The organism is Desmospora activa DSM 45169 (assembly GCF_003046315.1).
Classification (GTDB): domain Bacteria; phylum Bacillota; class Bacilli; order Thermoactinomycetales; family DSM-45169; genus Desmospora; species Desmospora activa.
The window spans coordinates 2,690,788-2,708,304 of the sequence record NZ_PZZP01000001.1 but is presented as its reverse complement, the minus strand read 5'-3'; the positions used below and the strand labels follow the sequence as shown (position 1 = coordinate 2,708,304).

General features: G+C 49.7%; 17 protein-coding genes and 1 riboswitch. Of the genes, 14 read left to right on the top strand and 3 right to left on the bottom strand.

What is annotated here, in order from left to right; translation table 11 throughout:
• Positions 1–136 precede the first annotated feature (136 nt).
• The 5 genes from pilM to C8J48_RS13035 all read left to right on the top strand — a co-directional run bounded on the left by pilM (position 137) and on the right by C8J48_RS13035 (position 3,937).
• Positions 137–1,147 carry a type IV pilus biogenesis protein PilM gene (gene pilM, locus C8J48_RS13055; RefSeq protein ID WP_107727469.1) on the top strand — a complete coding sequence of 337 codons (1,011 nt, stop codon included), beginning with the start codon at positions 137–139 and terminating at the stop codon, positions 1,145–1,147.
• On the top strand, positions 1,144–1,749 hold the full coding sequence (locus C8J48_RS13050) for a hypothetical protein (RefSeq protein ID WP_107727468.1): 606 nt from the start codon (positions 1,144–1,146) through the stop codon (positions 1,747–1,749). Before pilM ends, C8J48_RS13050 begins: the two co-directional genes overlap by 4 nt.
• On the top strand, positions 1,739–2,641 hold the full coding sequence (locus C8J48_RS13045) for a hypothetical protein (RefSeq protein WP_107727467.1): 903 nt from the start codon (positions 1,739–1,741) through the stop codon (positions 2,639–2,641). Before C8J48_RS13050 ends, C8J48_RS13045 begins: the two co-directional genes overlap by 11 nt.
• A 171-nt stretch (positions 2,642–2,812) precedes the next feature.
• Positions 2,813–3,163, top strand: coding sequence for a hypothetical protein (locus tag C8J48_RS13040; RefSeq protein ID WP_107727466.1), 351 nt, complete (start codon positions 2,813–2,815; stop codon positions 3,161–3,163).
• Between the two features lie 156 nt (positions 3,164–3,319).
• Entirely contained in the window at positions 3,320–3,937 is a 618-nt protein-coding gene (locus tag C8J48_RS13035; RefSeq protein WP_107727465.1) for a tetratricopeptide repeat protein, read from the top strand.
• 85 nt (positions 3,938–4,022) lie between these two features.
• Here the strand turns inward: C8J48_RS13035 and C8J48_RS13030 are convergent, their stop codons facing one another.
• Positions 4,023–4,865, bottom strand: coding sequence for a MerR family transcriptional regulator (locus tag C8J48_RS13030; RefSeq protein ID WP_107727464.1), 843 nt, complete (start codon positions 4,863–4,865; stop codon positions 4,023–4,025).
• Positions 4,866–5,495: 630 nt separating this feature from the next.
• Here C8J48_RS13030 and C8J48_RS13025 point away from each other — a divergent pair.
• The 6 genes from C8J48_RS13025 (at position 5,496) to C8J48_RS13000 (ending at position 10,617) form a co-directional block, all read left to right on the top strand.
• On the top strand, positions 5,496–6,542 hold the full coding sequence (locus C8J48_RS13025; RefSeq protein ID WP_170105477.1) for a PP2C family protein-serine/threonine phosphatase: 1,047 nt from the start codon (positions 5,496–5,498) through the stop codon (positions 6,540–6,542).
• A gap of 111 nt (positions 6,543–6,653) precedes the next feature.
• Positions 6,654–7,223: a hypothetical protein gene (locus C8J48_RS13020; protein WP_107727462.1), complete on the top strand. Its 570-nt coding sequence runs from the start codon at positions 6,654–6,656 to the stop codon at positions 7,221–7,223.
• 150 nt (positions 7,224–7,373) lie between these two features.
• Entirely contained in the window at positions 7,374–8,576 is a 1,203-nt protein-coding gene (locus C8J48_RS13015; RefSeq protein ID WP_107727461.1) for an HAD family hydrolase, read from the top strand.
• Positions 8,577–8,699: 123 nt separating this feature from the next.
• Positions 8,700–9,317, top strand: coding sequence for a superoxide dismutase (locus C8J48_RS13010; protein WP_107727460.1), 618 nt, complete (start codon positions 8,700–8,702; stop codon positions 9,315–9,317).
• A 227-nt stretch (positions 9,318–9,544) separates the two neighbouring features.
• Positions 9,545–10,240: a spore cortex-lytic enzyme gene (sleB, locus tag C8J48_RS13005; protein ID WP_107727459.1), complete on the top strand. Its 696-nt coding sequence runs from the start codon at positions 9,545–9,547 to the stop codon at positions 10,238–10,240.
• 92 nt (positions 10,241–10,332) lie between these two features.
• Positions 10,333–10,617, top strand: coding sequence for an alpha/beta-type small acid-soluble spore protein (locus C8J48_RS13000; protein WP_107727458.1), 285 nt, complete (start codon positions 10,333–10,335; stop codon positions 10,615–10,617).
• Positions 10,618–10,711: 94 nt separating this feature from the next.
• Here C8J48_RS13000 and C8J48_RS12995 read toward each other — a convergent pair whose 3' ends face one another.
• Complete coding sequence (locus C8J48_RS12995) at positions 10,712–12,004, bottom strand: helix-turn-helix domain-containing protein (protein WP_107727457.1); 1,293 nt, start codon at positions 12,002–12,004, stop codon at positions 10,712–10,714.
• A gap of 295 nt (positions 12,005–12,299) precedes the next feature.
• Between C8J48_RS12995 and C8J48_RS12990 the strand changes: the two genes are divergently transcribed.
• Complete coding sequence (locus C8J48_RS12990) at positions 12,300–13,421, top strand: MGDG synthase family glycosyltransferase (protein ID WP_107727456.1); 1,122 nt, start codon at positions 12,300–12,302, stop codon at positions 13,419–13,421.
• An 88-nt stretch (positions 13,422–13,509) separates the two neighbouring features.
• Positions 13,510–13,635, top strand: a riboswitch (SAM riboswitch).
• 86 nt (positions 13,636–13,721) lie between these two features.
• Positions 13,722–15,026, top strand: coding sequence for a homoserine dehydrogenase (locus C8J48_RS12985; RefSeq protein ID WP_170105475.1), 1,305 nt, complete (start codon positions 13,722–13,724; stop codon positions 15,024–15,026).
• A 334-nt stretch (positions 15,027–15,360) separates the two neighbouring features.
• Here the strand turns inward: C8J48_RS12985 and C8J48_RS12980 are convergent, their stop codons facing one another.
• The gene (locus C8J48_RS12980) at positions 15,361–15,747 is read right to left on the bottom strand and encodes an Asp23/Gls24 family envelope stress response protein (RefSeq protein WP_107727455.1); all 387 of its coding nucleotides are present in this window, start codon (positions 15,745–15,747) and stop codon (positions 15,361–15,363) included.
• Between the two features lie 199 nt (positions 15,748–15,946).
• Here C8J48_RS12980 and rlmD point away from each other — a divergent pair, with 199 nt between their 5' ends.
• Positions 15,947–17,350, top strand: coding sequence for a 23S rRNA (uracil(1939)-C(5))-methyltransferase RlmD (rlmD, locus tag C8J48_RS12975; RefSeq protein WP_245891150.1), 1,404 nt, complete (start codon positions 15,947–15,949; stop codon positions 17,348–17,350).
• Positions 17,351–17,517 lie beyond the last annotated feature (167 nt).

Sequence of the window (17,517 nt, the reverse complement as noted above, 5' to 3'; positions counted from 1 at the left end):
AAAAAGGAAAGGAAATCGGTCACGTGATATCCAATTGATAGAGGGATGTGGCGGTATCCTTACGATGATGCGTCGGGACTGAAATGTCAATCCCCACGCGGTCCACAGCATGGATAGATAAAGGAGAAATGAATGCATGCTTGGGTTCCGACGTTATGCCATTGGAGTGGAACTGACGGATTCCGTGTTTAAATTGGTCGAGTTAAAAAAAGGCTTTCGCCGACTTCAGTTAAGCCAGTATGTGATTCATCCATTACTGCCTATCTGGATGGGGGAACGATCGATCATCGATCCGGACGAGCTGATTCAATCGATCCAGGATGTTTTGTCCACACAGCGGCTTCATACCCGACAGGTGCGGGTTGCGCTGGGACACCGGCATGTGGTAACGGGTAGGTGGCATCTGCCGGAAATGGGAGCGGGCCGCATGAGACGCTGGATTGAAAAAAAGGTGTTGCCGGAGTGGGATCTCCCCTTTGATGACCCGGTGTTTGATTTTCAGGTGATCGGTCATGTCTGGCAGGATGGAGATCGGCAGGAAGTGGTGGTGGCCGTCTCTTCCCGCCGCTATGTGGAAGAATTGGCGGAAGTGTTGCGGTGGTGCGGCTTGGAGCTTGTCGCTGTCGATTTGTCCGCCCTCAGCCTCAACCGTTGGTTTGAGTATTCATTTGCCGAGGCGATTCGCAAGTGGGGAATGCTCCATTTAACACACAGTGGAGTGGATGTCAGTCTATTTAACCAAGGGGTGTTACAAGGGGCAACTTTTATTCCTTTGGAGTTGAAGCTCTTTTTGGAAGGGGTACCTGATCGGCCGTCGATCGACCCGTTGCAGCCGCTGTTAAAAGATGAGAGCCAGCGACAGAAATATGGAAAGGCGCTGTTGAAAGCGATGCGCCCGGATCAGTTGGGCTGGATTGGGGGAGAGCTGTGGAAACCGGATCGAGAGTGGGTGTTGAGCGGGGAAGGCATTGATATCCACCAATTGTCGTCATGGTTACAATCACAGGATGGCATTCCCCCGATACATGTGGCTGAAGGGCCGCAAGCTCTGATGACGGGAGATTTACAACTGCATTCCTCCAACCATTTAGGTAATGCGCTTTCCGCCCCCTTAGGCGCTGCGTTGACGGGGGTGGGAATCACATGAACTTGTTGCCGCAACCACCTGCGGGGCGTCGGTACTTTACTCTTGGATTGGTGATTGTGCTGTTATGGCTTCTTCATTTTGCCGGGTTTGCTTATTGGCTCATCGGTGAGCAGCGAGAGGTTGAACAACGTCTGGAAGCGGAAGCCAAGTCCTTACGTGACCAGCAACGGGAAGCGGAACGGACCGTTCGATCCCACCAGGCTTTTATGAACCAACATGGTACAACCATCACTTATCGCGATGCGGTAGATGCCCTACGGGATGGACGCCTGATCTGGCAGGATGGATTAAATGCGGTGTACGACACACTGCCGGCCAATGTTTCGCCACTGCGGATGGAGGCGAACGGATCCCGTCTTGATGGGTGGGTGATGTTTGCATCGCCGCCAGAGGCGGTAGATTTTCTAGAATCGTTGCAGGAACAGAATGCTGTTGAAGACGTCTCGCTTCGCTGTCTAGGGCGGCAATGTGATGGGGTGTCTCCACTACCAGAAGAGGAGGGGGACGGACAGATGCTTCACTTTCAACTGAAACTGCGTCAGGCTTCTCCCGTTTCCGGTGGCGGGGACCGTGAGGAAGGAGGCGGAAGCGATGGATCGTAAACCGCGCCGACGCCCCTGGGGCTGGTGGAAATCGGGCAAAACTCTCTTCTGGATCTGGTTGGGAGGAAGTCTCGCCATTGGGTTGACGTCCCTTGCCTTTTTGTATCCGACTGATCTTAATCTAAAGCGACTGGAAAATCAACGTGTGCAAGCGGAAGGTTATTTATCTGACCATCAGGAGGTCTTGGCAGCAGAGGAGGAACAGCCGTCGGCGCCGGATGAGGACGAACTGATGCTGATGCAACAACAGATTCCGTTACAGCCGCAACCGGCACGTCTGTTGGCTGAGATCCATGCGGCGGTGAATCGTTCCGGTGGGAATTGGGTGGAATTGCGGACCGAATCGGATCCGTCCAAGCTGACTCTGCTGGAGTGGCCTACTGAAACCTCGCCGCAGACAGCGGTCGATGAAGACGAACAGGATAGTGTGGAAGAGGAAGAGACAAGGGATTTGGATGAAACGATGAAGCCGGATGCAGTGGAGGAAGAAGTAACGGAGGAAGAAACCGCCCCCACAGCAGAAAGTTCAGCGGCGCATCCCAGATCGATCGAGCAACAAGATCTGGTACCGACTCTGCCTAAAGACTCCTCTATCAAACCCTTGTGGGCCGATCTCTATGTTGAAGCTTCTCAACAGGAGATGGAGTCGCTACTGTATGAACTGGAGCAGCTGGAACGTCTAGTGGCTGTGCAAGGATGGGATTTTGAAGAAGGAAACGGAGAACGGGGGAGACTTCGGATTCGATTTGCATGGTTTAGCTATCAAGATCCCAGATTGGCTGGACTAGCCGAATTGTCCCCGCTGCCGCCACTGCAAAACGGAGAAATGGAAACGGATGAGAAAGAGAAGCGGGACGGCGAAGATCGCGAAGCTGAGATAACGCTTCCCTAAATCCCTCTTTTTTAGGTGTGTGGAATCGAGTCATCGTCAGTTTTGCCGTGCCAATTTGGTACGGCCTTTTCCAAAAGGCTTGACCTTGATAAAAAGACGTTGAACAAAAGAGAGAAACGGGCCGTGTTTGCCCGATCGATCAAGACTGGAGAGGACAGGTGATCGGCAGTGATGGCCGAGGTGAATAAGTGTTGGTACATCCCTTTAGAGGGAGATGTGTACCGTATTCAAGTGGAAGAGCGTTGGGGATTTCGGATACTGCGGATCAATGATCGGTTACATCGACTCTACCCTCCCGGCTTTGCTTCCGGCGGGGATACGGAAAACCGTTTTCATTGGATTCCGTTCCGATTGGAGGGGCATCAGTGTCATCTCTATTTGTTGTGGCGGGAAAGCCATCTTGCGCTTAAGGAAAAGACGATATTTCTACACTGCGATCTGCTGTTGGATGGAAGATCGGTAGAGACGGGGAAAACGGTGAACGAGGATACGTTTGGTCTAACAGCGAAATGGATGTCGTAGGATAACGATGCACCCAGCGAATGGGTGCTTTTTATTTGCGAGAAAAAGTGAATCCTTTGGTTGGAGAAGCGATCTTCATAGAATATAATTGTCTTAAAGGAATGTCTAGGAATTGTTTTGCCATTTGTCAATCTATCATTCGAGGAGGAATATCGATTGGATCATGGTGAAAAGACGGATCAATTGACAGAGCAAAATGCTGAAGTGGTTGATCTTAGCGAAAAAAAAGAAAAGATGGATGGAGACGAACAGGTTCAATCGTCACAAGATGAAAAGACAGATCAATCGATTGAGCAATATGGTGAAGTGATCGACTTTAGTGAAAAAAAGGTAAAAATGAATGTATCCGAAGGAATGAGATGGTTACGAGAAGCTGCTGAACTTGGAGATGCTGTGGCGATGGGTGAGTTGGCAATTCTCTTTTTAAACGGTGAGAAAGTAGAGCAGAATTTAGTGGAAGGAGAAAGGTGGTTACGAAGAGGTGCTGAAACGGGCGATGGTTGGTCGATGACGGAACTGGGTTATCGCCTTCTAGTGGGGAAAGGGTTGAGGCAAGATGCAGCGGAAGGGGAAAAGTGGATACGAAAATCAGCGCAAACTCATTATCCACCAGCCATGCGGATACTAGGCTATCGATTGTTAAAAGGACAAGGGTTGGTGCAAAATATAGAAGAAGGAGAAAAATGGTTACGGCAAGCCGCAGAAGCGGGAGAGGTGATTGCAAAGCGGGAATGGGGATTATACTTGATTAATAAGGACAAATCCGATTCATGATCGCAATTTTAGCTGTGCCCTTCTCCCTTTTTAAAAGGAGGAGGGCACATTCTCTTTTCCTATGGATCGATATGGAGACTCTGGTTTAACGCTCTCGATATTCCTGCTCCGGTGAAGGAGGTTCCTGCCAGTATGTAGATGCGACTTCCTGCATCGCAAATGAAGCGTTTTCCCATGCTTCCCATTCATGCATGCTGGGAGCGCGGAAATCCTCGGATGTCGCCAAGTTGCGGGCGCGACGGGCTTCTCGTTCCAGCCGGAATGCCAGTTGGTTGAAGCGGGCGCGTATGTTGGACTCTATAGAACCATTGGCATGATCGCGACAATATTGAAGGCAATTGGGACACATCATCCATTTGAGTGCACCATCCACATAGATATCAGCAAAGATCGCCCCGGGGTAAAAGCGGTCATGCACTTCACAGAAGTCACAGTACAATTCGTTCTGTCCAGTCATAAACCCTAGCTTTACGCTTACTTGTCGCTGTTCTTGTTCCACTTTCACCTCTTTTTGTTTCTTTTTTTCCACCACTTTAAAAAATCGCTCCATCCATTCTCTCCATTTTAGATTGGATAAAGGCTTTTTTTGTCTCAATGCGCGAAATTGAGCCGTGATTTTTGCAAAGGCATTTTTCCACGATCCGGCACTGTCCCGAGCTTCTTGTTCGCTATGCTCCCGCTCTCCGGTCTCCAAAACAGTTAGGTTGTGCGTGGTTGTACGGCTTTCATCACTGTTGAGAATTCGGGCGATCGCTTCTTCTGAAAACCAGAGCTTACCATCTTCTTTTTCAAAGGCTGACAAACGATGTTCCGATACTAATATCCGTACTTCCTCTTCAGAGATGCGAAGAATCCGCGCCGCTTCTTTCAAGGGAATAAGAGTCTCCGGTTGATGGGAATTTTGCTCCCCCTGATCGTTAAACGTCATGGTGCACGTGGCCCCTTTCTGTTCCGGAATTCCTTGGTTTTCCAGATTCGACTAGCATCCGTCGTTTCTCCTTCTTTTTAAGGCCAAAAAATGAGAATCAATCAACCGATGGATTGAGCCATCGGTTGTCGGATGAAAAACCATCGGTTTTACGTCTAACGTCACAATGCATTCGCCTTCGATCTGTTGTAATGTTTACTACTAACGTCTTGACACCCATCCGCTAATTATATAATAAGTCGATTTTTTCTGGCTACCCTGCAAAGGAAGTAGAGAGATGTCCAATCACTTTGTTTTCAGCTTTGTAACTACTCCATCGGCCTTAATTTTTCCTCCCACTTTTGTGTATCTGTGGTATGATAAGAGTGAGAAGGGTGAGTATTGGACGAATTGCGGTTACAATGATTGGCTGCTCTTTCTTTGGTGTGATTATCGATGGAGCGGCACCACGATTTTTCGTTCTGTTACAGTGAACGAAATGCTACCGACCGAACCGACCCAGGCAATACCCTGGGTCTTCTTTCATCCATTAAAAACAGCCAGGGATCGTGAATGTATCCCTGTAGCCAACACAGGAGGACGATCTTCCAGCTATTTTGCTGATGATCGGTCTGGGGAGAGGTGTCGGGATTGGAACTCCTGTTGGAAAAACAATTTGCCGCCGCCATCGACAATCTGTCTGTGGGTGTATGTATCACCGATCCAAGACTGCCGGATAACCCCATTGTGTATGTTAATCCTGCTTTTACCACGTTGACGGGTTATACGGCGGACGAGGCGATTGGGCGAAACGGACGCTTCCTGCAAAGTGAAAACACCGATCCGGATGCGATTGAGCAAATTCGGTTTTCTGTGCAAAAGCGAGAACCTGTCAAGGTGGTTCTTCTAAATCAACGCAAAAACGGTACATTGTTTTGGAACGAATTAAAGGTAAACCCCGTTTGGGATGAAAAAGGAAACCTTGTTCACTTTATTGCGATGCAATCCGATGTAACGGCGCGGATTCAGGCCAAACGTGAGATGGCGTTGGCCGCCAAAGTGCAGAAGACGATGTTGCCGGCACCGTTGGATAACGACTTCGTTCGCATCGATACGCTCTATAAACCTTATCAGTTTATCAGCGGAGATAGTTATGACTATCAATGGGACACTGAGGGGGAAAAGCTGTCGGGGTATCTGTTTGACATTATGGGACACGGGGTGGCGACAGCACTGCAATCGTCAGCACTTCGGGTTTTGTTTGAGCAAGTATCCAAAAAACCCCTCTCGGTTGCAGAGAAGTTGGCGTGGGTAAATGATGCCAGCCTGCCGTACCTGGCGGCGGAGTATTTTATTGCCGGGATTGCTTTTGAACTGGATTTTCAAAGACAAACATTGTCGTATGCAGCGGGAGGCGTCAATTATTTTCTTGCTTCCACTCCCGACATAGAGGGCATTGTTAGTGTGCCGGGTATGTTTCTCGGCATTTTTGAAGGAACCTCATTCCAACAAAATGAAATTTCGTTCCAATCAGGGGATTCCTTTTATTTCTTTAGTGATGGACTGCATGAGCTCATGCCCTCCCCGCTGGAGGATTGGCCTGCCGATTTCGATTCGACGGTGGGTTGGCTGCGCGAGCTCTCTCATGATCCGAATCGACGGGATGATATATCAGCATTGTGCCTTCACATCAAGTGAAAGAGGCAGCGGCTCCCGGAGGATTTGGATTGGGAGCCGGGTTTATCTCCAGCAGGCGGAAGGGAAAAAATCCATGTAGTTACTTTCTTTTCGCCTGAGGGGGGTTCGTCTATGTTAAAAACGCCCAAGTCCCCGGAAAAAAAACTTGAATATATTGTGAAGCGGGCCTGGGAAGATGTAGAGTACCCCCATCTCCAGCCTTATGTGGCCAAGCTGAAATATGAAGATCGCAAATGTACGCTTGAAATGTGTCTGACGGCGCAAGAAGCCGATATATACCAAAATGCGAGAGCGGAATACGAAAAATCACTTCAGACCAGTTCCGACCTGAGAATGATTCAGCATTTGAAATCACAGCGTTTTATCTGCCTGCATGATCACTTTACCGAGCAGATTCGTAAATATGACAGTTTCCGTCATGACGATCCTTACGCCTTGGATCAGACGATTGAATACTGCCAAGTTCAGATTCAATATGCCCCTGTCGCAAAACGGGCATTTGAAAACGATCCCTTCCATCCCCATATGCCAGAGCACATCGGATATCAAAATTTGATCCAAATTTTGCAAGAAAAAGGGAAGACCGGCGAAGCCCTCTACCTAGCTAAACTAGCTTGGGAAGAAGGGTGGAAAGGGGATTGGGCGGATTTGATGAAACGATTGGGTAAAAGCGCACCATAGGGCGAAAGTTGCGATAACAAAGGATACGATAAGAAGGACAGGCTCCGGTCAGGAGGGCCGTCCTTTTTGTGTTGGGCTTTCAGTACGTACTCTGGTAAAGTATTAACCATGGAGAGTTGAAAGATTTTTATTGGAAAGGGAGGATGGCAGATGGTTCAGGTTGTTTTATTTGATGTGGATGGCGTGTTGTTAAGCGAGAAACGCTGCTTTGATTCCACCTGTCTCAGTGTGTGGGAATTATTGTATAGTGAGTATAGCCTGGGTCTGTCCGGCGGTTCCTTCCATCCCGCTCCCGCAGAAGAAACCATCGAGGAAATACGGCGAGCGGTATTGGATGATGAGAGGGTACTGGAATGGCTCAAATCAATCGGGGTTAATTCCAATTGGGATATGGTGGCGCTGTTATTCGGTTTTCAATTGCAGCGGTTACTACAACAACTTCATCAGACGAACCCTGATTTTGTGGAAGAGATCTTGGCTCGTCCGATCGGTCGTTTAGCACTGCAACAGATTGGGGAAGAGACCCAACGGGCAAAAATCGAATTTCAACCCCATTTTCATGAGGTGCGCGACGCTCTGGATGCGGAAGAGAGCGGGGAAGTTAAACTGTTGGAAAGATTATCCCTACTGGTGGCAGACTGGTCCGGTAAGGAGACAGATGTGTTTACCCATGGCGGTTCCCTGTGGAAACTGGGGCGGGATGTTTATCAAGAATGGTATCTAGGACATGATCAGTTTGAGCAACATGAGAAAAAGCGAAGCTTCTATCCGGAAAAAACGGGATTTTTACAACAGGAAATCCCTCTGGCAGAACCGGAGACAATTCGAGCCACCTTGGATGCTTTGGCAAATGAAGGGATCAGCCTAGGAATCGGTACCGGGCGGCCTGCACTGGAAACACGGGTACCATTGGAAGCATTGCAACTGTGGGATGCCTTTGATGCAAATCGAATTGTGACCGCCTCGGACGTCCGGCAAGCGGAGGAGCTGTATACCGAGGAAGCTCCCCTGGGAAAACCCCATCCCTTTACCTATGTAAAAGCGTATTTGGGGCGGAATAAACCGGATGCCAGAAGTGTGGGTGCCCGTTTGCCGTTACCGCAAGGCGATCAAATCCTGATTGTGGGGGATTCGGTGGCGGACCTATTGGCGGCACGCCGGATGGGTTGTCAGTTCGCAGCGACACTAACCGGACCCTCCGGACAAAAAGCACGTGCTAAATTTGAGGAGTTACAGGCGGATTATATCTTGGATGATGTAACCCAATTGACTGAACTTCTGCAAGAATGGATCCAACGCCGGGAAGAAGAAGAGAAACAACAAGAAGCGACATCTGATTCCGTTCAGGGGTGAAAACGAGAATATTGATATTCCCATAGGTTTTTAGCATAATATAAACGGGAATATCCCTTAATGGACTCCTCTCCACATTTAGGGGAGGAAATTTTTAAACCTACATACAGGAGGGTTTTTCGTATGGCTAAACATGAATTGCCTGCACTGCCTTATCCCCCTGATGCACTGGAACCCCACATTGACGCGCAAACGATGGAGATCCATCATGGACGCCATCATCAAACCTATGTGGATAAGCTGAATGCTGCATTGGAAGGGCATGCACAACTTGCAAGCCTATCCGTGGATGAATTGATCGCCAATATCGACCAAGTGCCGGATGCCATTCGTGGTGCAGTCCAAAACAATGGCGGCGGCCATGTGAACCACACGCTCTTCTGGCAAATTTTGAGCCCAGACGGTGGCGGTGAGCCAACCGGTGAAGTGGGAACTGCTATCAACGAAACATTTGGCGGCTTTGACAAGTTTCAAGAGGAGTTTGCCAATGCAGCCGTCAATCGCTTCGGCAGCGGCTGGGCTTGGTTGGTGGTGAAAAACGATGGGAACCTGGCGGTGATCAACACTCTAAACCAGGATAGCCCGTTGATGGACGGCCACACGCCAATTTTGGGGCTGGATGTGTGGGAGCATGCATACTACCTGAAATACCAAAACAAACGTCCCGATTACATTAAAGCTTTCTGGAATGTCGTTAACTGGGATGAAGTAAATAAACGCTATTTGGATACTAAAAAGTAAACGAAAAAGTTGTGCGGTGGGTCCTCCCCGCCGCTTTTTTATATAGGAAATTAGAATATATTACCTTACATACTAATCATTTGCTATTGAATCCGTTAGCGAGGCCTTATATAATGCCTGGTGTGGTTGGAAACTTTCGTTTTCCATTACAAATTTAAGTGGGATGAAATCGAGAGATTCATATATAAAGAGAACGGGAATTCCCACAAACTTAAAGGAGTGAAAAGATGAAAAGCATCTTGACGATCGGGTTGGCTCTCGCCATTACCGTCGTCGGTGTAGCAGTGCCTTTCGGAAAGCAAGCGGAAGCAGCTGCTCCTACCCTGGTGCACTACGGTAGCTCCAATGGGGATGTGTGGGATCTGCAACACCGACTGACGAAGTTGGGTTATGCACCGAAGGTAGACGGTATCTACGGTTTGCAAACGGAACGGGTTGTGATTCAATTCCAAAAAGATAACAATCTTCGCATCGACGGCATTACCGGACCGGAAACCTGGACAACCCTAAAAAAAGCGACGGCTGGGAAAAAGGCTAAAGAAGTCCAAGCCAATAAGAAAGCCAACTTGAGCAAAGAAGACATGGAGTGGATCGCCAAAGGCGTATACAGTGAAGCTCGGGGTGAACCCTATAAGGGTCAAGTGGCGGTTGCGGCTGTCATCCTTAATCGAATGGAATCCTCGCAGTATCCGAATACCGCCAAAGAAGTGATTCTTCAACCGCGGGCGTTCACTGCCGTTGATGACGGCCAAATTTGGTTGACACCTAACGAGGAAGCATACCGGGCTGTTCAGGATGCCGTTAATGGTTGGGACCCTTCCCAAGGGGCATTGTTCTACTTTAACCCCGTTACAGCTACCTCCAAATGGATTTGGAGCCGTCCGCAAATCGACAAGATCGGAAAGCACATTTTCGCGAAATAAGCGCTAAAAACAGAAGAACTTCTTGGATATACCGCCTTGAATCAGGCGGTTTTTTATTACAAAGAATAGAGGGAGAGAGGGGGTGACAAGGAATGGCCCGACGCAGGAGAAACCGTTTATTGGTTCCAGAGGCGAGAGATGCGATGAATCAGCTAAAGCAGCAGGTAATGGCTCGGCAGACGGACGATCCCGGTGCGTCAACCGAAGAGATGAAGTCGGAAATGGCAGATCGCCTCGGTGTTCCATACAGGGAGGACGGAAAAAACGGTGACCTTAAAGCGGAAGAGGCTGGACGCTTAGGTGGTCCAATCGGCGGTCAGATGGTGAAGGAAATGATCCGAATGGCGCAAGAAGAGTTGGCAAACAAATCCCGTTAAGATATTGAATCAATAACGGTATGTTGGGCAATCGTAACAGATGAGTTTTTCTGTAAGAAAAAGCGGCTCCGACGGAGCCGCTTGCGACTGATTGTTATGATCCGTTTCGCATTTTTTTCTGCAGTTCATACAGCTGTCGCATATTGTGAGCAAATTGCTCATCACCCAGTTGTTCTTGTAGCTGAACCAAATGAAACAAAGCGTCATGTTCCAGTTGCAACAGCTGATGTTCTTGACTCCGTTCTAAAGCACTCTGATATTGGGAGGCGGCCTGCTGATGGTCGCCACGCGCCCAATAATGATCACCGAGAGCGAGCAGGGCTTGTGCCAGCGGACGTGGATCATCGCAGGAACTGCTGTATTCCACGGCCTTATGGAGCCAGAGCCTAGCGTCTTCATGCCGGTTCAATTCTGTATAAGTTTGTCCCAGTCCGATATGAATGGATGCCATTCGTTTCGGATCGGAGATGACGGATTCCCAAGCTAACGCTGTACGTAAACTGATCTCTGCCTGCAGCCAATTCCTTTGGTCCATCTGAATTTTTCCGGATAAGGCCCATAAACGGAAAAGAGCCTGCCGATCGCGATAACGGTGAGCCAGTTGCAAGCCTTCAGCCGCAATCCGGCCCGCTTCTTCCAGCAATCCAGTGTAGCGCATGATTTCCCCGTGAAGACGATACCATTCCAGCTGAGTGGAAGGTGAACCGAGAGAGCCGCTCTCCCAAGCTTGCCTTACCGTTTGCAGGCATTCAGCCCGACGGTTGGTCACTTCCAGTGTAAGGGCGCGCAATAGTAGTAGTTCTCCCCGGATCTCTCCATCCTCTTCCGGTGGGTGAACTTCCAATCCGCTGTCCGCATGGTGCAAGGATTGTGACCACTCGCTCAGACGAAAATAAAAACGGGCCAGTTCCAGATGGGATTGAATGATCTGGTTGGTATCGGAGTCTTCTTTTGCTAAGCGCAGTGCTTGATGCAGCCACCGCTCCCCCTTTTTCCAATCGGTGCGTTCCATGGCTAGTCGCCCTTTGATATGATAACCTTTAACGGCAAGGGGATGCTGATCATCTGGAGTATGTTCCACCCACTCCTCGGCAAGGTGGGGATAGCCGAGGTCGATTAAGGTTTCGGCTGCGATCAGACGATGGGCGATCTCTTCTTGTTCGCTTTGATTATTGGCCATCATCTGTTGAAGATCCGTCATGCTTACGTTTAACTTTGTAAGCAAATAATCAATTTTCTGCGTGTTCACATGGGGAAGGCCACGCTCGATATTACTGATGGTGGCAGGAGAAATATTGGTGTCTGCCAAATCTTCTAGGCGAAGGCCTCGTTCTTTTCGGACTTTGCGAATAAGCTCTCCCACTTCGTGCATACGTAAGATATCCACTCTTCCACCCTCTTCAACAGTTACCGAAGTCTAATTGGACAAAATTATATCATAGCAATTTTTTAAAAATCAGGGGATTGAAAGAGGTAAATCTTACCGCAAAAAGAAATGCGTCAAATCAAGGGATTTTTAAACGCATATTTACTGGTATATTGAATTAATAGAAACATATACAAATTATAGAGTGAAGGAAAAGCAATCGTCACCATTAATATTTTGTTTAATCCTTGTTAACATCCCCTTTTTTTGGAGTGAAATCGTGCATAATAAAGGTATAAAGCTAGGAGGGAAACGGATGGAACGGATCATCATTTTAACAATGGGTTTCGGTTCCGGGCACAATGCCGCTGCAAAGGCGTTGCAGGAAGAGTACGAAGCTCGGGGAGTACCAGCTGAAGTGATCGATTTACTGGAGTTGGTCCCCGGTTCTGTGCATCCGTTTTTGCAATCGGGTTATAACCGGATGCTGAGTCGTTTTCCCTTTGTCTACTCCTATTTGTATGATCGGACCAATCATTCCGCCTGGTTGCGGACCTTTTCCTCGGAGATCATCGAAAAAACCGGTTGGATGATCCGCCATAAAGTAAACCGGTTGTTGTATCGCTTTGCACCGACACGGGTGGTGAGCACCCATCCCTTTAGCCTGTTGCTGTTGCCGTCCCGTTGGCGCTCTCTGCCGACGGTGGGTGTGTTGACGGATTATGAGTTGCATCCCCTGTGGTTGATGGAAGCGCCGGATCTGTTATGCGTACCCGCCCGTCTGCTGACATCGGAGCAGCGAAAGTGGCTCTCCTGGAAGTGGGGGGGACAGTTAGTGGAAACGGGGATTCCCTATAGCCACCGATTCCGGGAATCGGTTTCCGCTTATGAAGCGAAAAAGCGACTGGGAGCCGATCCCAACCGCCCGTTGGTTCTACTGATGGGAGGGGGACTGGGCTGTGGTCCATTGGCCAAGTTGGCGCAAACCCTAGCGAACTTTACTGGGGAATTTCAATTATGGGTACTGGTCGGATCCAATCGAAAGCTGTGGAAGCAGCTCTCCGACTTTGCAGCGAATAAAGATGTTCGCATCTATGGTACCCGCGATGATATGCCCCTCCTGATGGATGCTGCCGAAGTCTTGGTAACAAAACCGGGAGGTTTAACGGTGACAGAGGCGATGATTAAAGGCGTACCGTTGATTTTGTTTGAAGCTTTGCCCGGTCAAGAAAGGGCTAATTTGGCTCATGTTGTGCGTCACGGTGCCGCCAGGGCGGCAACACCGGATACATTGGCGGAAGAGGTGGTCCGATTGATCCGGCAACCTTCCCTACGTGATTCGATGTCCGACAAACTAGAGTTGTTGGCTTCCCCCGATTCAACGAGACAGATTGTTGATCGCTCTCTTTACTCCCAGTCATGGAACTCCGCTCTCTGAACCTTTGGCCAGAGGCGGTTTTTTTGTTTGACAGAATGATCGAGCTGTTGCATAATACTTGGTATTACTCATAATCGAACATGAAAACTCGTTATCCAGAGTGGTGGAGGGACTGGCCCGATGAAGCCCGGCAACCGTCCGATCCGGAATCACAGATTCCGGGAGGGAAATGGTGCCAATTCCTGCTGCGCCTGCGGGTGTGGAGAGATAAGGAGTGGACGGTTTAAACCGCTGTTCTATCAGCAACCCCACCCCCTCCTTATCGGAGAGGGTATTTTTATTTACAGGGGAGGGATCGTGGTGCGACGAATCGGGGTGGGCCTGTTGGGCTTGGGAACCGTCGGGACTGGTGTTTTTAAGACATTGGAGAGTAATCGGGATGTGATTGTGAAGCGAACAGGTCTATGGTTTGAGGTTCGCGGAATTTTAGTACGCGATACGGGAAAACAGCGCCGTGTGGCAGGAATACAATCGTTGCTCACAACCCGATTCGAGCGGTTGTTAGAGCAAAAGGTAGAGGTGGTGCTGGAGGCGATCGGGGGAGTGGAACCGGCCCGTACCTATGTGGAACGGGCATTGGTTGCAGGATGTCATGTTGTGACCGCCAACAAAGAACTGATCGCCAAGCACGGAGTTGAACTGGAGCGTCTTGCCCGCCAAAAAGGAGTGCAATTGTTGTATGAGGCCAGTGTTGGCGGAGGAATTCCGATATTGGGAAGCGTACGCCATCTGTTGAAAAGTAATCGCATCCATCGGTTTTCCGCCATTCTTAACGGCACGACCAACTATATTCTGACCAAAATGGAATCGGAACAAGTTTCTTTTGCACAGGCACTGGCAGACGCTCAAGGGCGAGGGTATGCAGAAGCAGATCCAAGCGCGGATGTGGATGGAGTGGATGCCGCCTATAAACTGGCGATCTTAGGACGATTGGCTTTTGAAACAACGATTCCTCCGGCCGAAATCTCCTGTCGGGGCATCCGGGATATTGCGCTGTCAGAGTTGGCGCTTGCCCGTTTGCTGGGGTATCGCATCAAGCTTTTGGCATTGGGTGTGCAGTATGGGGAAAAGGGTCCCATCTCACTCCAGGTAGGACCTACCCTACTTCCGCTCTCACACCCCTTGGCCCGGATCGAGGGTGTACACAACGCCGTCCGCTTGGAAGGGGATGTGGTGCAGGATGTGATGCTGGTCGGTCACGGTGCCGGGGAAAAACCGACAGCAAGCGCCATGGCGGAAGACTTGTGCAATGTGTTTCTTCTGCCGGGGGATCGACAGGATTCGTTGGCGGCGGCGACGTTGTTGCCGCCGGATGCGGGAGGATCTCGTTTTCTCTTTTTGGAGACCCGCGAATCGATTCCAGCGGAGGCTATACCCGCTTTACGGGAAACCCTTCGCCGCATTGGATTGGCTGTTATAGATATGGCGGTTCAGCCAAAGGACGGAAATTGCGTGGCCATGATATTACGGCGTTGGGATCCTTCCTATCCATCGGTGCTGTTGGCGGAATTAGGGTTCAATGTAAGTCGCGTGATCGATCGACCGGTGTTTGGAGTGGGGATTGAAGAGACGGCAGAAGCGATGTTGGAAACAACAATTTCATAACAACCTACACATTCGGGAATGTGAGTACCGTGTTGTGCTGGGACTGCATCAGCATGACTGGTGTGGTATGGGTAGCCGTCAGCCTGCCCTGATGTAACATCAATTCAAGATCAGAGATTCTGAGAATCGCTCGCATGACTGGATCGTTACAAGCTCACCGTTTCAATGGTAAGTCGTTGACGAGGATGCATGAAGGATTAATCTTGTTGAATTCAGATAATCAACGAGCCTGTCGTGGTCCGATTTCTTTTTACAAGGGAAAACCCGGCCGTCTACAAAAGTCGATGCCGGGTTTTTCGATGTAACTTTTTCTGGGGATATTGATTCCATCGGATTATCGTACACGTCCTCGCTCAGGCGGTGCTGCCGAAACTTCTTCCGGGAAGGAGACACCTTCGACATACATGACGACTTCCACTACACGCAATCCGGTCATATGCTGGATGGCGTTGCTGACATTTTGAATCACGTTTTCATAAACCTGTGGAACATTGCGACCATATTCCACAATCACCCGCAGGTCGATGGCCACTTCCTGCTCTCCCGCTTCCACCTCTACCCCTTTGGTGAGATTTTTGCGGCCGAGTCGCTCGCTGATTCCCTCTACTACTCCACCGCTCATCGCGGTAATGCCCTCAACTTCCATCGTGGCGATCCCAGCGATTGTTTCCAAGACATGCGTAGAAAATTTAAGACCGCCTCTCGGTTGGTAATCTGACATGGTGATACCCCCCTGACTATGGGATTGACGAATGGGCAGAAACCCCTTTCGTGGTTAGTATATCAAGAAGTATGTCGAATTTGGGCATTTCTTCACATTTCGATACAATGTAGTAGGGCCTTTTCGTTGTTAAGGTCTTACGTTAGCATGAGATAGGCTGGTTGATTATGCAAAAAATATACAGTGTCAGAAGGGTTATTTGAAAGCGAAGGGAAACGAGGAACAGATGATTTCGGATATACAGCTACAGATTGGGCAGATGATTCGTCTGCCGATCCGTAAGATGGGGATCAATGGTGAAGGGGTTGGCTATTATCGAAAGCAGGTTGTATTTGTCTCCGGAGGCATTCCAGGGGAATATTTGCTGGTAAAAGTGACCCGGGTGGAGAAACGTCATGCCTCTGCGCAAATTGTCAAACGCTTAAAATCGTCTTCGCATCGAGAAACTCCTCCCTGTCCCGTCTATTTGGAATGCGGGGGTTGCCAAACGCAGCACATCCAATATGCGATGCAGTTGCGGTTGAAGCGGGAATTGGTGGATGAAGCGTTTTCCCGCTATACGGATGTCGACTCATTACCGCTGGAGGAGACGCGGGGGATGGAAAGGCCATGGGATTATCGCAATAAAGCACAATTGCCCCTCAAGGAAGAGAAGGGCCGAGTAAAGATGGGCATGTACGGTGCGGGGTCACACCGCCTCGTCGATCTAAGTGGATGCCTGGTGCAACATCCTGCGATCAACCAGACTTTGGAACAGGTGCGAAAGCTGTTGCAAGAGACGGGGATTCCGATCTACGATGAGCGGACCCATCGTGGCTCCCTTCGCCATGTGATGGCTCGTCGGGCTTTTGCCACTAGGGAGATCCAGGTAGCGTTGATCAGCCGTACACCTACGCTTCCCAGGGAGAAAGAGCTAATCGAAGGGATTCGACGATTACCCGATGTGGCCAGTCTTGTCCTCAATCACAACCCCCGGCGCACATCGCTGGTCATGGGTGAGAAAACGAGGTTGTTATGGGGCAAGGAAAAGATTGAAGAACGCTTGAGATCCCGTATATACGCCTTGTCCGCCCCCTCTTTTTTTCAGTTGAATCCGGCCCAGACGGAAAAGTTGTATGATGAAGTGCGACGGGCGGCCGCTTTAACCGGGGCGGAAACCGTGGTGGATGCTTATTGCGGTGCGGGTACCATCGGGTTATGGCTGGCCGACGCCGCCGCACGGGTGATCGGGATGGATACCGTCCCGGAAGCGGTGGCCGATGCCCGCTACAACGCTCGCCTCAATGGGATCAAGCATGCGGAATACCATGTGGGAAAAGCAGAGGAACTGCTCCCCCGCTGGGCAGAGGAAGGGCTGAAACCGGATGTGGTGGTTGTTGATCCTCCTCGCACTGGGATGGATGAAGGGCTGTTGCGTTATCTGACGAAGAAACCGGTAAAAAGGTTGGTGTACGTCTCTTGCAATCCCTCCACTCTGGCAAAAGATTGTAACCGCCTCACCCGTTCCGGTTACCGGGTGGAACGGATTGTACCCTTTGATCTATTTCCGCAGACCGCCCATGTGGAAACATGTACGCTGTTGGTGCATGATTCTCGCAATTGAGTAGTTTTTACCGATAGACCGGGACTTAAGTAGATTTCCGGCAGTCTATCCGCCTTCGGGGTCTTCCGTAGAATAATACAGTAGAGGCCCTTTGCCCTTAAAAATCTTTCTGTAATGAACATCGCTGGGGTTTCCTCTTACTTATGGTGGCAGGTTATCGACATCGT

What these genes read in the sequence shown, in the direction of transcription:
- pilM (WP_107727469.1), top strand. Translation starts at nt 137, where the DNA reads ATGCTTGGGTTCCGACGTTATGCCATTGGAGTGGAACTGACGGATTCC.
- C8J48_RS13050 (WP_107727468.1), top strand. Translation starts at nt 1,144, where the DNA reads ATGAACTTGTTGCCGCAACCACCTGCGGGGCGTCGGTACTTTACTCTT.
- C8J48_RS13045 (WP_107727467.1), top strand. Translation starts at nt 1,739, where the DNA reads ATGGATCGTAAACCGCGCCGACGCCCCTGGGGCTGGTGGAAATCGGGC.
- C8J48_RS13040 (WP_107727466.1), top strand. Translation starts at nt 2,813, where the DNA reads ATGGCCGAGGTGAATAAGTGTTGGTACATCCCTTTAGAGGGAGATGTG.
- C8J48_RS13030 (WP_107727464.1), bottom strand. Translation starts at nt 4,865, where the DNA reads ATGACGTTTAACGATCAGGGGGAGCAAAATTCCCATCAACCGGAGACT.
- C8J48_RS13020 (WP_107727462.1), top strand. Translation starts at nt 6,654, where the DNA reads ATGTTAAAAACGCCCAAGTCCCCGGAAAAAAAACTTGAATATATTGTG.
- C8J48_RS13015 (WP_107727461.1), top strand. Translation starts at nt 7,374, where the DNA reads ATGGTTCAGGTTGTTTTATTTGATGTGGATGGCGTGTTGTTAAGCGAG.
- C8J48_RS13010 (WP_107727460.1), top strand. Translation starts at nt 8,700, where the DNA reads ATGGCTAAACATGAATTGCCTGCACTGCCTTATCCCCCTGATGCACTG.
- sleB (WP_107727459.1), top strand. Translation starts at nt 9,545, where the DNA reads ATGAAAAGCATCTTGACGATCGGGTTGGCTCTCGCCATTACCGTCGTC.
- C8J48_RS13000 (WP_107727458.1), top strand. Translation starts at nt 10,333, where the DNA reads ATGGCCCGACGCAGGAGAAACCGTTTATTGGTTCCAGAGGCGAGAGAT.
- C8J48_RS12990 (WP_107727456.1), top strand. Translation starts at nt 12,300, where the DNA reads ATGGAACGGATCATCATTTTAACAATGGGTTTCGGTTCCGGGCACAAT.
- C8J48_RS12980 (WP_107727455.1), bottom strand. Translation starts at nt 15,747, where the DNA reads ATGTCAGATTACCAACCGAGAGGCGGTCTTAAATTTTCTACGCATGTC.